This window comes from Blastopirellula retiformator, from assembly GCF_007859755.1.
In the GTDB taxonomy this organism is placed as follows: Bacteria; Planctomycetota; Planctomycetia; order Pirellulales; family Pirellulaceae; genus Blastopirellula; species Blastopirellula retiformator.
The window spans coordinates 908,898-923,491 of the sequence record NZ_SJPF01000004.1 but is presented as its reverse complement, the minus strand read 5'-3'; the positions used below and the strand labels follow the sequence as shown (position 1 = coordinate 923,491).

General features: G+C 53.0%; 16 protein-coding genes and 1 pseudogene. 8 read left to right on the top strand and 9 right to left on the bottom strand.

Translation table 11 applies throughout. From position 1 onward, the window contains the following. Positions 1 to 2: 2 nt before the first annotated feature. From Enr8_RS19680 to Enr8_RS19655, 6 genes are all read left to right on the top strand, one after another. A complete protein-coding gene (locus tag Enr8_RS19680; RefSeq protein WP_146434759.1) occupies positions 3 to 794 on the top strand; it encodes a hypothetical protein in 792 nt (263 codons plus the stop codon). Positions 795 to 809: 15 nt separating this feature from the next. Next, on the top strand, positions 810 to 1,322 hold the full coding sequence (locus tag Enr8_RS19675) for a hypothetical protein (protein WP_146434757.1): 513 nt from the start codon (positions 810 to 812) through the stop codon (positions 1,320 to 1,322). A gap of 145 nt (positions 1,323 to 1,467) precedes the next feature. Further along, positions 1,468 to 2,226 (top strand): hypothetical protein, encoded by a 759-nt coding sequence (locus tag Enr8_RS19670; protein WP_222434912.1) that lies wholly within the window; start codon positions 1,468 to 1,470, stop codon positions 2,224 to 2,226. Next, a complete protein-coding gene (locus Enr8_RS19665) occupies positions 2,223 to 3,191 on the top strand; it encodes an RHS repeat-associated core domain-containing protein (protein ID WP_146434753.1) in 969 nt (322 codons plus the stop codon). The genes Enr8_RS19670 and Enr8_RS19665 overlap by 4 nt, the downstream gene beginning before the upstream one ends. An 18-nt stretch (positions 3,192 to 3,209) precedes the next feature. Next, entirely contained in the window at positions 3,210 to 3,764 is a 555-nt protein-coding gene (locus Enr8_RS19660) for a hypothetical protein (RefSeq protein WP_146434751.1), read from the top strand. A gap of 529 nt (positions 3,765 to 4,293) precedes the next feature. Further along, entirely contained in the window at positions 4,294 to 4,971 is a 678-nt protein-coding gene (locus Enr8_RS19655) for a transposase (protein ID WP_146434749.1), read from the top strand. Between the two features lie 310 nt (positions 4,972 to 5,281). Here the strand turns inward: Enr8_RS19655 and Enr8_RS19650 are convergent, their stop codons facing one another. The 9 genes and pseudogenes from Enr8_RS19650 to Enr8_RS26715 all read right to left on the bottom strand — a co-directional run. Then, positions 5,282 to 7,066, bottom strand: coding sequence for an amidohydrolase (locus Enr8_RS19650; protein WP_146434747.1), 1,785 nt, complete (start codon positions 7,064 to 7,066; stop codon positions 5,282 to 5,284). Between the two features lie 137 nt (positions 7,067 to 7,203). Next, on the bottom strand, positions 7,204 to 7,743 hold the full coding sequence (locus Enr8_RS19645; protein WP_146434745.1) for an antibiotic biosynthesis monooxygenase: 540 nt from the start codon (positions 7,741 to 7,743) through the stop codon (positions 7,204 to 7,206). Between the two features lie 9 nt (positions 7,744 to 7,752). After that, positions 7,753 to 8,424 carry a hydrolase gene (locus Enr8_RS19640; protein ID WP_146434743.1) on the bottom strand — a complete coding sequence of 224 codons (672 nt, stop codon included), beginning with the start codon at positions 8,422 to 8,424 and terminating at the stop codon, positions 7,753 to 7,755. A 180-nt stretch (positions 8,425 to 8,604) separates the two neighbouring features. After that, positions 8,605 to 9,069, bottom strand: a complete 465-nt coding sequence (locus Enr8_RS19635) for a MarR family winged helix-turn-helix transcriptional regulator (RefSeq protein WP_146434742.1) — start codon at positions 9,067 to 9,069, stop codon at positions 8,605 to 8,607. After that, positions 9,066 to 9,488 (bottom strand): DoxX family protein, encoded by a 423-nt coding sequence (locus Enr8_RS19630; protein WP_146434740.1) that lies wholly within the window; start codon positions 9,486 to 9,488, stop codon positions 9,066 to 9,068. Before Enr8_RS19630 ends, Enr8_RS19635 begins: the two co-directional genes overlap by 4 nt. 236 nt (positions 9,489 to 9,724) lie before the next feature. Next, on the bottom strand, positions 9,725 to 10,423 hold the full coding sequence (locus tag Enr8_RS19625) for a pirin family protein (RefSeq protein ID WP_146434737.1): 699 nt from the start codon (positions 10,421 to 10,423) through the stop codon (positions 9,725 to 9,727). A 61-nt stretch (positions 10,424 to 10,484) separates the two neighbouring features. Continuing rightward, positions 10,485 to 11,288, bottom strand: coding sequence for a pirin family protein (locus tag Enr8_RS19620; RefSeq protein WP_146434735.1), 804 nt, complete (start codon positions 11,286 to 11,288; stop codon positions 10,485 to 10,487). Positions 11,289 to 11,344: 56 nt separating this feature from the next. Continuing rightward, positions 11,345 to 11,815, bottom strand: coding sequence for a MarR family winged helix-turn-helix transcriptional regulator (locus tag Enr8_RS19615; protein WP_146434733.1), 471 nt, complete (start codon positions 11,813 to 11,815; stop codon positions 11,345 to 11,347). 435 nt (positions 11,816 to 12,250) lie between these two features. Further along, a pseudogene (locus Enr8_RS26715) lies at positions 12,251 to 12,343 on the bottom strand (pentapeptide repeat-containing protein); the annotation flags it as partial. A gap of 136 nt (positions 12,344 to 12,479) precedes the next feature. Between Enr8_RS26715 and Enr8_RS19605 the strand changes: the two are divergent. Beyond that, positions 12,480 to 13,160, top strand: a complete 681-nt coding sequence (locus Enr8_RS19605; RefSeq protein WP_146434731.1) for a transposase — start codon at positions 12,480 to 12,482, stop codon at positions 13,158 to 13,160. A 426-nt stretch (positions 13,161 to 13,586) separates the two neighbouring features. After that, positions 13,587 to 14,594 (top strand): DUF1559 domain-containing protein (locus tag Enr8_RS19600; protein WP_146435024.1); only part of this gene is annotated, 1,008 nt, incomplete at its 3' end.

Here is a 14,594-nt window from a genome sequence, read left to right as displayed (position 1 = left end):
ATATGACCAAAACGTATTTCGACGTGACCGGACAAGAACTTTCTCCGAACCTTAGGGAGCAGCTAGAGTATTTCGATGGAGATGTATCGCGGTTTAACAAACGAGTTGACAGGGCGAGTGACGATGAACAACGTACCGATCGTGCCTTACGAGCAATAACTAGTTGCATGTGGGGATTGACGATACGTCATTTTGGATTTCCGTATGAAACTCCAGCACTCGCATATTGCCAAAAGGGGCTCGAACTAGCAGAGCTTTATTTCAATCTCGTTGGCCCAAAGATCTTAGCTGCTGCTCCTAAAGTAGAATGGTACACAGTTTCTCTACGTTCGTTTCTATTGGCTTCCCTTAGCAATCAGCACGAAGTTCGAACTCAATTCGCGGATTACCTCGTACCGCAGCTTCAGGTCGAACCCATGGCAATTCCAGAGGAACCACTGCATGGAGACTTGCTGTTGGTCATTGCCTCTTCGATGCGAAGTGAACCAATGAATGTCACCCAGCAACTCACGCAACTGGGTAATTCGCGAAAAAAGCGACCGAAGCTTTTGCTTCAGGCATTTCATGCCCTGCAGAACGATGATCAGGCCAAATTTACCCAGTCCATCATCGCCTCGACGGATCGATTCGTGAATAGTTCTGCCTGCGAGAATAACGTTCTTCTCGATGCCACGGCGAAACTGGAATCCGTTCTGGTAGGATTGGCATGGGAGAAGGGTTGGCAAGATTTGGATTTTCCCTTCGAGACGGCTGCCCGGCTGATTACCCATCGTTCGATCGGTATTGCCCCTTAGTCGAGGACTGAGTCGATGCCATCGATCTATTTCTTCGCCGTCGATTTCGCCAAGTATCCTCTTCCAGTGACAGAGCCCGCGGGACTTGCCAATCAAATCGTAGCCAAAGCACTGCAAAAAGGAACGCTCGATCCGAAAGCATCGAGCGTATTCCGGGATCGGGTCGAGGAAAGTGCCCGAGGCTTGTGGCCAGAACCGCCTGATTCAGTTTCCATCGGTATCTATTTGTGGCTGCTTGAATCGTTGGCCGAACCAATAACGCTTCCATACCAAGATGTACGCAGCGATAGTGATTTAGAAGAAGCAAGCTTTTGGGACTATTTTCAAGAACACGTGTCCGCCTCTGCCCCGAACTGCGAAGGCATGCGTTATCTAGATTCGACGCAAGCGGCCAATCTTCAAAAGCATGTCAAGAGTGCAGGCCTATCCGAACGGCGCGAACTACGCGTGTTGCAAGAAGAGTTGCTCGAAATCGTAGAGTCGGTAGCCAGTGATGGCTTGGCCCTCCTGGCTGTTCGAACGGAATAGCTTGATCGAAAAAAACGGCAAATAATGAACAAGATGCGGTATCATGACTCAATGATCTCGTTCTCCGTCGCTCGACGACCCACTGGCCACCACCTATAAGTACGACCTGCGTGGCAACCTGGACGAAACGCACTTGCCGGGCGGCGTGATCGAGGACTACGTTTACGACGAGCTCAATCGGCTCGATGTCCTCACCCACTACGCTCCGGACGCAACGCCGGACGACCTTTCCGATAACGATAAGCTCGCTGAGTTCGGCTACGAAGTGCGGGCCGATGGCAAGCGTACCGGCGTCACGGAAACGTACTGGCTCGACTCCGACGAAAACGGCACGCCTGAACCCCATGTCGTCGATATCGACTGGACCTATGACGAGCTAGGCCGACTTGTCGAAGAATCGATCGATCACTTCGACAACCAGTTCGATCAGACCGAATGGTTCGAGTACGACCTGGTCGGCAATCGCACCAAGAAGGAACTCGACAGCGACTTCGATGGCAACGTCGACGAGGCGATCGCCTACCTGTATGACGCCAACGATCGCTTGCAAACCGAAGAGCGAGATGTCAATAATGACAGCACGGTCGACGTCACCACCACCTACGCCTACGACCATACGCAACAGACGTCGAAAACGGTCTTTGACAATTCAGCTTCCCAGAACACTTCGCAGACGTCGTTTGAGTACGACCTGCAAGGTCGGTTGTATACGGCCACGGTCACCACTTACACCAGTGGTACTGCATCACGAATCGAAAAGACGACCTACGACTACGACGCCACCGGCATCCGCGTCAGTGCCAAGCATCAAGTCGATACCGACGCCAACGGCACCTGGGACGAGACGACCGACACCGAGTACCTGGTCGACCACCAAAACCCGACCGGCTATACCAGCAGGTGATCAAGGAGGCCATCTACGACGACCAGGGCAACATCGTCAAGGTAATCGAATACAACTTCGGCCACGATGAAATCAGCCAAACCGTCACCGAGTACACCGGCGGTGTCCCTGTCACGCCAACGACCCACATCTTCGGCCACGACGGGCATAGCAGCGTAAAAGTCCTCTACGATGCAGCCGCCGCGATTGCCCAGGTCTACACCTACGAAGCCTACGGCCAGATGCTGGCGATTCGCAACGCGATCGCTGGGGTAGTAGGAACCACCGAAGCCGCCGCCCTCACCACGCTGCTCTACAGTGGCGAACAATTCGATTCTCGGATCGGCCAGCAGTATTTGCGGGCTCGGTATTACGATCCGAACTCGGGGCGGTTTAATCGATTGGATCCGTTTGCGGGGAATTCCCAGGATCCGCAGAGTTTCCATAAGTATTTGTATACGCATGGGAACCCGGTAATGGGGGCGGATCCTAGCGGGTTATCCCTTACTTCTTTGGCGTTGGGAGCCCAAAGATATATGTCACTTCAAGCGGCACGGGCACAATCCGCGTTTGCTGCAGGGGGAACAATATTAGGCCGATACTGGCAGGCGGTTGGAAGGCACACAGAACGTTTTGCACAAAACGTGATTTCTATGTTCCGTTTTGAGGCAGTCCTACGAAATCAAAGGGTCGGTAGAAATCTAATCGACTTCATCCTAAGAAGAGGAGATCGAATTATGCAACTTGAAATAAAATACTCGATCCCCCAGAAATTTGGAAGTTCATTCACTCGGCTCGTAAATCAAATCACTTCAATGTCGAATGCGAATGGCGGCAACATAACGGTATGGAGTATGCGTGCTCCCTCTGTTTCAACTCTCAATCGACTGCAAAGGACACTAGGCGACGATCTCTTCAATAGAGTACAATTTGCCGACGGGATTAATGGGCTTTATCAAGTGTTGCGGTTGTATTTCGGAATGTGATTTGCGAGGAATTTCTTCATGCTCAGCACTCTTAGTAAGAGAGTTGTCCAACAATTTACCAAGAAGCTTCAGGAGCTTGTGCCTGGATCCGCAAAGGACGCTTCAGTCAAGCTGCCAAGAGGGTTTCACTGTTTCGCACTACCATTGCGACCTGATGTGTCAACGTTTCTGGTCCTTTTAATTTCCCCAAAAGACGATGAATTCACACTGGAAGTAGCTTGGAGTACCCACGGTCGTTTCCCTTTCTCGCTGTCCGCCATCTATCTGCCTTTTGATCCGGAAAATGGCTCGCTCAAGGACTCTCCAATAGACGGGGAGTTCTTGTTCAGACTTCCGTTCCTTTATCCACCATACGCTGACGTGTGGTGGACAGTAGACGAAAAATCAACGCATGAGATGACCATGGAAGAAATACTTGTAGATGATCCACTTGCTCCGCCCCCCGAAATAGCAGCTAATGATTTAGCAAGAGTCGATGCGTCACTGGAGACGGCAATGTCAGCAGTTAAACAATTCGCTATTCCTTATTTGTTGAAACTGCAAGAGCATTATCCGTCAAACTTTAGGTCCTGACGATCAATGGAATTAGGCTCTTGATCGAACTTTGTCTCAGTCGAAATATTATCCCGGCATGCGCGAAGATCGATTGACTGCAAGTCGATCAAATCGACAGTGCGATAGCCCACGACTTTCGGACAGTGGCGGGAACCGGAATAATGGTTCCTGAAGGAGGTCCGAACTGTGGACGAACAAGCGAAAAAGAAGAGCTATTGTCAAATCTCGTGTTCTAGCTGAAGAGGTGAAAAGCGGCGTATCCTGCTGGTGGATTTCATTTCATCAGCCGCCCAACGTGGGCATGAGGATACGCCATGAATCAGGATACGAAAGAACCTTCCGAGCGAACAGACGACAACGTTGTGGCTTTTCCGGAGCCGGAGGACGCTCGCAGTTTGCTTGATCGGATTGTGCAACAGGGGGCTCAGCGGATGCTTCAAGCGGGTGAAGAAAAGGGGACGGGGGTCAATTCTCTTTCAATCCCGCTTCCAATCGCTTATCATCCTCTCAGCCAGTCTATCCTATTGCAACTGCTGAAAGTCAACAAATGCCTCGCCAAAAGCGCGCCGATGAAGCCGGCGCCATCTATCATACGCTGAATCGCGGTAACGCCCGGCAGGCTCTTTTTCGCAAACCGGAAGACTACGACGCGTTTCTCCGCACGCTCGGCCAGGGGCTTGAGCGCTATCCGGTCGAGCTTTTCTCTTTCACGCTGATGCCCAATCATTGGCACCTCGTGCTTCGCCCAGCCGAAGACGGCATGATGGGGCGATTGTTGCGCTGGGTGACCGCCACGCACACGCAGCGGTACCACGCCCACTATCACACCGCGGGCGAAGGGCATTTGTACCAGTCGCGGTTCAAGAGCTTTCCGATCGCCGACGACGATCACTTTCTGACGGTTTGTCGCTACGTCGAACGAAACCCGCTGCGGGCGAACCTGGTGAAGCGGGCCGAAGATTGGCGGTACGGTTCGCTGTTTCGCTGGTCGCAAAAATCGGATCGCGAACCGAAACTGCTCTCGGCCTGGCCGATCGCCCGGTCGCCAAAATGGATTGAACGGGTCAATCAGCCGCTGAGCGAAAAAGAGCTGGCGGCGCTCCGCCAATGCGTTAGCCGCGGCCGCCCGTTCGGCAATGAGAAATGGACGGAAAAGATCGCACGAAAAAGCGGGCTAGAGTACACTCTGCGCAGCCGCGGCCGGCCGCGGAAGACATCGGATTGACAGAAAAGACCCCCGTCCCCTTTTCTGTCGCCGTTGAAAAAATCAACGGACTGCTAGGCGCAGGGGATTGCAGCCGGCAACTGCGATAAACAGGATGACAGGCATCATCTGGGGGACTGTGGGCGTCATGGCTTTTCTCTTTCGCTTGGCTCGGACGAAATTAATAGTAATCTGAGTAGCCTAGGATGTCCCAGGTGATATTTCCAATGGAGTCTTCCGTGACCATGGAAAGTGCCATTCGCCCCCGTCCTTTTCTTCACCCAGTGCAAAGAACACCAGCAATGTTGAAGCGAATAGACGACGCAAGAAACTAGACCCCACAACCACAGCCGGTTTCCCATGCTCTACCGTCTGCCGACATAATTGGAGTGTGAGTATGCATCGGGACGGCAGGACCAGAATTGTCGTACCCGCCGTAGTGTGTCACGGGGGACCAATCGGGACTAACAGGCGGAAGCTCAGGGGCCAGCTTGGCATACTTGCCGGTGCCGTAGACAACCTTACCACCGAGCACTGTCAGAACGCTTTCGATGTTTCGGATATCGTCTGCCTCCACAGCGAAGTAGTCGTCTGAAAGAACTGCAACGTCCGCAAGTTGACCAACCGACAAGGTGCCCTTGTGATCTGATTCACCACTGAACCAAGCGCTGCCCTGCGTGTACAGCCGAAGAGCTTCCTCTCTAGTCAGGCAATCTTCAACGCCGTGTAGCTTAGTGCCGCCGACGGTCTGTCCGGTAACCAACCACCATAGGCAAGTCCACGGATGATAACTGGCGACGCGGGTTCCATCGGTGCCCGCGCCGACAGGTAGCCCCATCTTCAGCATTTCGCGAATGGGTGGATGTCGTTTAACTTCTTCGATGCCATAGCGACGGATAAAGTATTCACCTTGGTAAGCCATGCGATGCTGGATTGCTACCCCGCCACCAAGCTTCTGAATGCGTTCTAGGCTCTTCGTGGAAACCGTCTCAGCGTGGTCGATGAACCAACCCAAGTTGTCAATCGGATGTTCCCGATGGACGCGCTCGAAAATTTTGAGAAAACGCTCAATGGTTTCGTTGTAGGTCGCGTGAATCCGCCAGGGCCATTTTGCCTCAGCTAGTTTCAAGATGATCGCTTCAAGCTCAGACTCCATCACGGGGCGCAGATCTGGCCGCGGTTGCAAGAAGTTCTCGAAATCAGCCGCACTCCAAACCAAGTTTTCGCCCGCTCCGTTGACACGCAGCAATTCCGTTCCGTCACCGGGATGCGTCAACCCAAGCCAACGCGTGTAGTCGTTCAGTTCTTCACCGGGCTTCTGGGCAAACAGGCTATAGGCAATACGTAGTGTGAGGTGCCCGTTCTTCTCCAATTGCTGAACAACGGAGTAGTCGTCGGGGTAGTTCTGCCCTCCTCCTCCCGCATCCGAGACACTGGTTACTCCGAAGCGATTCAGTTCCCGCATGAAGTGACGCGAGGAATTCAGTTGGTCCTCCGTAGAAAGCTTGGGGGCGTTGGCAATCGTTGAGTAAAGGATCAATGCATTCGGTTCTGCAATCAACATTCCCGTTGGTTTACCACGACTGTCCTTCACCACCAAACCGCCAGGAGGGTTGGGCGTGTTTTCATCCATGCCAAGCGCGCGAATCGCAGCCTTGTTCAGCATCGCCGAATCATACAGATGCAAAATAAACACGGGAGTGTCGGGCGCCGCATCATTAATCTCCTTGAAAGTTGGCATCCTACCTTCGGCGAACTGGAACTCATTCCAGCCTCCGATGACGCGAACCCACTGTGGTGGTGGTGTTCTCTGCGCCTGCTCTTTCAGTTGTCGCAACGCCTGTGCAATTGTGGGCACACCATCCCAACGCAACTCAAGATTTGAAAACAATCCAGCACGTATGACGTGCAAATGTGAGTCGTTTAGGCCTGGAACGGCTCTGCGATTCTCTAAATCGATCTTCCGAGTTGATGAATTTGTCAGCTTTAGGATCTCATCATCCGTGCCAATCGCAATGACCTTCCCGCCGGAGATCCCAACTGAGGAGACTTCGGGCTTGGTTGGATCTTGAGTCGTTACTTTGCCATTGAACAAAATCGTATCGGGAGTTTGCATTTGGATACTCTGAGCTCGGCTTTCTTGTTGACCAATGAATGCGAGTGTTCCGACGGCCGCGGTATTCGCCACAAAATTGCGTCGTGAAACAGTTATGGATTTGGTGATGTTTCTCGAAAAGTTTGATCTGTTAAACGTCACTCAGTTGGATGAAGCCAGTGGTGAAAAAGCTTCGTGAGAATCGGCATAACGCCCCAGGTCAGCGTTGCAACGACAGCGATGTTGGTCGCGATGGCACCAACGAGCCAATGCAGGTCGGCCATTAACGGTCCAAGTACGTTGGACCACACCAAGACTGCCGGGAGCACGCCAAGAAACGTCACAATGGCCATCTTCCAACGTGGTGGCATGGATGTGCCGCCACGAAAAAAGGCCTCCAGCCCGGAGAGTCTTCGACGAACTGGTTCGCCCACAACCAACGGTTCGATACTCGCAAGCCACTGTGCGAAGAGCTTCGAGTCGTAAAACGCGGCTGCCGCATCTTCGTCCTCAAATGATCGCATCAAGCCATATTCCTTTGCCTCGGAATCGGCCGGCGGACGAAGCACAAGGACTCCCGACGACCCAGGAACGTCGAGTGAACGACTGATGAATTGCTTCAGAAGTCTTTCAAACTCCGCTTCGGAGCCATCGCGAACGATGCGAGTGACTGCAACATGGACTGGCTGGGTTTCCAAAACGCGTTCCTAACCTGTTACCTTGCGAGCCGAAGGAGCCTTGTGCACCATGGTGTAGCAATACTCGATGCCAATGCCGTACGCTCCGCCATGGTCACGGAACAACTGCATCAATGCGTCGTAATGATCACGATTCGCCCAATCCCGTTGGAATTCAAGCACAGTACCAATCGTCGTCGTGCGTACGGCACCCGCCTGAACCATCCGTGACAATGCTGCATCATGGGCAGCCTGGGAAGTGCCGCCACATGCGTCCTCCACCACGTAGATGTTGTAGCCTTCGTTGATCATGTTCAACGTCGGCCACGTAATGCAGACTTCGGTCCACAGCCCCGACATGATGATGTTCTTCTTACCCGTTGCTTTGATTGCATCGCGGAACTCGGCGGTGTCCCACGAGTTCATTCCGGTTCGCTCAATCGGCTCTTGATCCGGGAATACATCGAGTAGTTGGGGCCACATGGGTCCGCTGAAGGACTCGGTTTCGACGGTCGTTAGAATGGTTGGTACGCCAAATTCTTTGGCGCCTTTGGCGAGCAGCAGCACGTTGTTGATTAATTGCTGCCGGTCAATCTGATTGGCGACTCCAAATGCCATCTGTGGTTGATGGTCAATGAAAACGAGCGCGCAGTTGTCCGCAGTCAGCAGACCACCGTCTGTCTCGGGCAATATATTGGTCATGTCGATTCTCTCTGATTCTTAATTGACAAAAGTTAGATTTGGTTGAGATGTCAGCGGCATGGTTCTTCACGCGACTCACATGGCATGAGTTGACTTGTACAAGTCGTTGCGTTCAGCATCAACGCGGAACAAGGCAACAGTTCGTATGTTTGCATGTAAACCGAATGAGACAAAAATGCGCTACCTTGGCATCGGTTTGGCAGCTTTCCTTAGGATTTTGGAGGCTGAGTCAGCTTCGGACTGTGTCAAATGACCAATCAACAGCTCCTCCCAGTTTGTTAAGGAAACGTGAATTCTGTTGAGGGTGCTTTCGCCTTCATCCGTGAGCACGACGAGCACCTGCCGCCGATCCTCGTCACCACGTTCGCGTGCAACCAGGCCGGCTTTGACCAACCGATCGACATAAGCTCCCAAGGCGGAAGTTTGCTTCACCAGTCGGACATTGATTTCGCCCGTCGGCAAACGCCCACCAGCGTCCTTCAGAATCGCGAGGATGTCGTACTGGCAGGCGGTCAAACCGAACGGCTTGAGAAACGCTGTGAGTTGATTCTCAAACTGGTCTGCTGTGTAAATGGTCGTGAAGAACATCTCTTGCAACGGCGCACCGAAGTCGTTTTCTCGACGAAGGAATCGGGCAAGGCTCATGGCTGCGTTTCCTCCGTTGATTTGGGAGACTGGTCGTCAATACTCAGAAGTCCTGAACCATTGGCCATCAGGAAAACCATCGTCCCCATCAAAGACAGGTTCTTCATGAATTGGATCATTTGCTGCTGACGCGCTTCGCCCTCCAATGTCCAGAAATCGTGGAAGAAGTAAGTCGCAAAAATCAGGAACACAAGCAGTAACCCCGCGCCGATTTGGGTCTTGTACCCCGCAATCACAGAGAGACTGCCAGCGATTAAGAAAACGATGCCGCCAAACAACATCACGCTCGGTAACGGAACGCCTTCTGCGGCCATGTACTGTGATACACCGCTGAAGTTCGGAATTTTGTTGCCTACTGCACTCATGAAGAAGATTGTGGCGATCATGATTCGACCGGCGAGAGAGAGGTAACGGTTCATAAGGGTTTCCTATATGGGATTTTTAAAAAGAGGGAGTGAAACGCAGGCTGTCGGCCCAGGTTGAAGTTTGACTTTGCAAAGCACTAACAGTCCGTTGATTTTCTCGACGGACTGCGTGATCGCACGGATGCGATCCCAAAATAACGACGTAAGTCGTTATTTTGCGAGCCGCGAAGAGCTATGCTCTGAGCCTGGCGAGGTTGGAAAATGCCACGATGGCATTTTTCAACAGGCAGCTAAGCCAAATCGAATAACATCAGTTCCGCATCAGAGGATGCCTTGATGGATACTTCTGATTCGTCGCTGACGGCGATTGCGTCGCTTGTTTGGAGGTCGTGACCAACAACTTCAACTGCGCCTCGCAAGACTTGCAGCCACAAGTGGCGATCGCTGGGCATCTCGAACGTCAGTTCTTTGCCTGGCTCGAGATCTGCGAGATAGATGTTCGCATCCTGATGGATAAGCAACGAGCCATCTTTGGCGTCAGGTGACGCAACCAACTGCCATTGGTTCTCGCGTCCGGAAGGATCAAACGCCTTTTGTTCGTAACCGGGTTCAATTCCCTTTCGTTCCGGCAACAACCAGATTTGGTAGAAGTGCGTCGGCTTGTCCGCAGAAGGATTGAATTCACTGTGCGTGATCCCGGTTCCTGCCGTGATGCGTTGAAATTCGCCGGGACGAAGGACTTCGCCGTTTCCCATCGAATCCTTGTGCTCCAGTTCACCGTCGAGGACATAGGAAACGATTTCCATATCGCTATGCACGTGAGTCCCAAAACCCTGGCCGGCGGCCACTCGGTCTTCGTTCATAACACGAAGCGAGCGGAAGCCCATGTGATTGGGGTCCCGATACCCAGCAAATGAAAAGGTGTGATACGAGTTTAGCCAGCCGTGATCTGCGTGGCCTCGTTCTTCAGAGCGTCGAATCGTGAACATCTTTTGCTTCTCCTGTAGTGGACATGTAAACTAAGTGGTGAAAATTTTTTGAGTCCGTTGACTAGCCGAGATCGAAAAGCAAGGCGTCGGTTTTTTCCTCCGCGACCGCGTGCAGTTGAGTCGCTCGGCTCGTCGCAATCGCGTCCCCGGCCTGAAGCTTCGTTCCATTCACCGTCATGGAACCTCTCGCGACTTGAAGCCACGCGTGGCGGCCCTTTTCGACGGTGTAATCGAGCGATTGCCTAGCGTCGAGCTTGGTCGCAAAGATGATGGCGTCCTGGTAAACCGAAACGGTGCCGTCGCTACCATCCGGCCCGACGATTCGCTTCCACTGGTTACGTGTATCGTTGGCCCTTACCTTTCCATCGCTGTAGCGTGGTTGGACGCCCCGCATGGACGGCTGAATCCAAATCTGCAGAAAGTGATTGACCTCGGTTCGGGACGGGTTGTATTCGCTGTGCGTGATGCCGGTTCCTGCTGACATCATTTGAATGTCGTCTGGCGTGATGATCGCGCCCTTCCCTGTACTGTCTTTGTGTTGAAGCGCTCCATCGAGAACGTAGGAAATGATTTCCATGTCTCGGTGAGGGTGCGTAGGAAAGCCACGTCCTGCGGCGATCTTGTCATCGTTGATGACCCTCAACGATCGAAAGCCCATGTGCCTTTGGTCGTAGTAGCCGCCAAACGAAAATGAGTGGTAGCTCTTGAGCCATCCAAGATCCGAGTGACCACGCTCGGCCGCCTGCCGCACGAGCAGATCTGCTGAGCGGCCACTTTCTAGGCCCTCCGCCAAAGCACTTTCCGATAGCGCAGAAATATGAATCAGCCCGGCTGCAGTGAGAGATAGTGCGTTTCTTCGATTCATTTTCGTTTCCAAAAATCCATTGCTATGGTTTACATGTGAACTACACGTGCAAAAACTCAATCCGCTACGCTGCTACGAACCGCTTCCAAGGTGTGGATGATCGAACGCAAATCACTTTTCTTCACGCTGCTTAAAAGCGATGCATGAAGGTCGAGTACCGGTTGGTCCATCTTCTTCAGCAACTTGGCGGCCGCTGAAGTCAATTCGATCTCAAACACGCGTCGGTCTGAACTGGATTGCGTCTTCGTAATGAACTTGAGCTTGAGGAGTTGATCAACCACTCTGGTGATCGCTGGAGCCACCTGAATCATCCGCTCGGCAACTTCCAGGCATGGCAACGGCTTGCCCTCGCCCCGCAGGATTCGCAGCACGTTGTATTGCGTAAGCGTCAATCCGTATTCACGAAACAGCCGAGCCAGGCGATTTTCCAGCAAATCCGACGTTCGCATCAACGCTAGCATCGCCTCCTGCTCGAGGGAGTCGAACGGACCGCGCTTCTTCAGTTCGCTTTGTAGTGTTGGCGCCATGTGTTCAAGTTCTCCTGGGGTACATTAAGTTTACATGTGAACGATCGGCGTGCCAAGCTCCTCTTGTGAGTTTTTTTAAAGGCGTGCGTTTCGCGCCGCAAATGCCCGTCCTGTGCAAAAAATAGAAGTGAGAAAATAAGGTACCGTCCGTCAAGTTGCGCTCTTTTGATTTTCAGCCTGGCTCTGGAAAATTGTCGTCCTCGTGCTCCTCCAGTTCGTGCAGGCGGTCCATGTCGAGGTAGCGCCTTGTACCCCAGAGCGCCCCGGGCTTCCCTGAGTCGTTCTCTCGCACCCTTGCGGCCAACCGCCTCTTCCGACTAGCCCGGCTCTAACGAATCCCCCGCTTGCACTGATGGCGACGGTTGTGGGTGCTGGCGGATCAGAAAAGGTGAGATCAGAAAAGGTGAGATCAGAAAAGGTGAGATCAGAAAAGGTGAGATCAGAAAAGGTGAGATCAGAAAAGGTGAGATCAGAAAAGGTGAGATCAGAAAAGGTGAGATCAGAAAAGGTGAGATCAGAAAAGGTGAGATCAGAAAAGGTGAGATCAGAAAAGGTGAGATCAGAAAAGGTGAGACCAGAAAAGGTGAGATCAGAAAAGGTGGGATCAGGGGATCAGGGATCAGGACTCTTTTTTTCCTCCGCCAGCACATGATACCCTGCTGTCGTGGGTAGACCGAAGCGAGCAGACGAAGCCGGCGGCATTTATCATGCCTTGAATCGAGGCAACTCTCGGGCGGCGATCTTCGATACGCCGGACGATTTCGACGCGTTCGAGCGCATCTTGGCCGAGGGGCTGTCGCGGTACCCGTGTCAAATTTTAGCCTACCAACTGATGCCCAACCATTGGCATTTGGTCGTCCGCCCCACCGCTGACGGCGGCATGAGCGACTTGCTGCGGTGGGTCACCCTGACGCACACGATGCGCCGACACGCGCACCGCCACACTTCCGTCAAAGGGCACATCTATCAAGGGCGGTTCAAGAGTTTTCCGGTGCAAGACGACGGGCACTTTCTGGTCGTATGTCGTTTTGTCGAACGCAATGCCCGGCAGGCTGGCCTGGCAACTCTGGCCGAAGACTGGAAATGGGGATCGCTCGCCCGTTGGTTGGCCAAGCCGAGGCGAAAGCCAGATCTCCTGACGCCGTGGCCGATCGCCCGACCTGGTCATTGGAAAGCCCGAGTCAATCAGGCGATGTCCAAGATAGAAGTCGACGCCGTCCGCCACGCGATCCGCCGAGGCTCCCCCTTCGGCGATCCCGATTGGACCCAATCAACCGTCCGCCGCCTGAACCTAGATTCCACCCTCCGCCCCCGCGGCAGGCCGAAGAAGGTAGCGCCTGGTTGACACAAAGAGTCCTGACACCTTTTCTGCTCCGTAAAAATATACCGAAGAAACCCGGAATTAAATTCATTGCCGCTGCTGGCTAGGTTGGCCCGACCCGTTCGGATGGAATCTGGCGCCAGTTCGGACAAGAAAACGGAAAGATAGTCAAGAATGCCTAGCTGTGTTGCAGTCAGACGGGCAAGGCATGGGTACCTGCTGGCAGCTGACCATGTTCCACTTCATTGCTTTCGTGAAAATCTTGAGGCACTTTTGCTGCGAGTGTCGCATGTATTGTTTAGCAACCGCTGCTGCAATCAAACGATTTGTCGGCAGCTGGCTCATCGCTTCCCCCATTCTGCAAAGTAATAGGCTTCTGGATTGCCCCCCCAGAGCCCATCAAATTCTCTTCTTACTTTCAGTGGCCTCATCCTAAGGAGGAATTACGCCATGGTCTGTCATAAATCGCCCAAGCACGGCTTCACGCTCGTGGAATTGCTGGTCGTAATCGCAATTATTGGGGTTCTAATCGCACTTCTGTTGCCGGCAGTTCAGCAAGCTCGTGAAGCAGCAAGACGGATGAGTTGCTCCAACAATCTAAAGCAACTTGGTTTGGCCACTCACAACTACCACGATACCTACCAAGAGCTGCCGCCTGGCAACGTGGCCAGCATAAATTGGAAGGTTTGTCTTCTGCCGTTCCTTGAGCAGCGGACGATTACGGATCAGCTCACCTACGACCTCGGCCTTGACTTCTACTCGAACTCAGGCAGTAACAACGTAGACGTGCTGTCTGGCGTCTTAGTGGATGCTCTTAACTGCCCCTCAAGCGTCGTTGATCCGTTCGTTGATCAATTCGGCGAGAATCCCGGTCGACTGCAATACCACACTTATCTTGGTGTGAACGGGGCTGCTGACCCAAGCGTCGCGGGAAATCTTGCGACCAGTGGAAAGTGTGAAAAAACTATAACGGGTGCTTACGCATGCGATAACGGGTCGATGCTCGGTCTTGTTGGCGTTGCTTTTCGCGATATTACCGACGGTCTCTCAAACTCTGTGATTATTGGTGAACAAGCGGGGCGAGACCCCGGTCGGACGGCGAATGCTGCAGCTTACGGCTATGATCCAGTTTACCGCCAAGGCCTTTCTGGGGGCTGGCATGGCGATTTTACATCAGCCTTACTCGCCGATTTCGGGTACTTCGATCCCAGTGATAGTCCGGGCGGTTGGTCGGGAGCAGCGTCATACGAGGCAATAGTGCCAATCGTATATCCCCTCAACTCAGCTTGCACTGATTCAGTATGCTTGGCCTCCTGGGGCAGTGGTGCGAATTTTAACTCCGAGCACCCTGGGGGCGTTCAATTCTTGCTTGCCGATGGTTCGGCGAGGTTCATTCCGGAGACGATCTCATTGCTCACGCTAAAGCAGTTAGCCATGAAGAGCGATGGACAGGTGATC

Coding starts and splice junctions, on each gene's coding strand:
- Enr8_RS19650 (WP_146434747.1), bottom strand. CDS start 7,066: ATGCAAACTCCCGATACGATTTTGTTCAATGGCAAAGTAACGACTCAA.
- Enr8_RS19615 (WP_146434733.1), bottom strand. CDS start 11,815: ATGGCGCCAACACTACAAAGCGAACTGAAGAAGCGCGGTCCGTTCGAC.
- Enr8_RS19630 (WP_146434740.1), bottom strand. CDS start 9,488: ATGAACCGTTACCTCTCTCTCGCCGGTCGAATCATGATCGCCACAATC.
- Enr8_RS19640 (WP_146434743.1), bottom strand. CDS start 8,424: ATGACCAATATATTGCCCGAGACAGACGGTGGTCTGCTGACTGCGGAC.
- Enr8_RS19680 (WP_146434759.1), top strand. CDS start 3: ATGACCAAAACGTATTTCGACGTGACCGGACAAGAACTTTCTCCGAAC.
- Enr8_RS19625 (WP_146434737.1), bottom strand. CDS start 10,423: ATGTTCACGATTCGACGCTCTGAAGAACGAGGCCACGCAGATCACGGC.
- Enr8_RS19635 (WP_146434742.1), bottom strand. CDS start 9,069: ATGAGCCTTGCCCGATTCCTTCGTCGAGAAAACGACTTCGGTGCGCCG.
- Enr8_RS19675 (WP_146434757.1), top strand. CDS start 810: ATGCCATCGATCTATTTCTTCGCCGTCGATTTCGCCAAGTATCCTCTT.
- Enr8_RS19655 (WP_146434749.1), top strand. CDS start 4,294: ATGCCTCGCCAAAAGCGCGCCGATGAAGCCGGCGCCATCTATCATACG.
- Enr8_RS19620 (WP_146434735.1), bottom strand. CDS start 11,288: ATGAATCGAAGAAACGCACTATCTCTCACTGCAGCCGGGCTGATTCAT.
- Enr8_RS19660 (WP_146434751.1), top strand. CDS start 3,210: ATGCTCAGCACTCTTAGTAAGAGAGTTGTCCAACAATTTACCAAGAAG.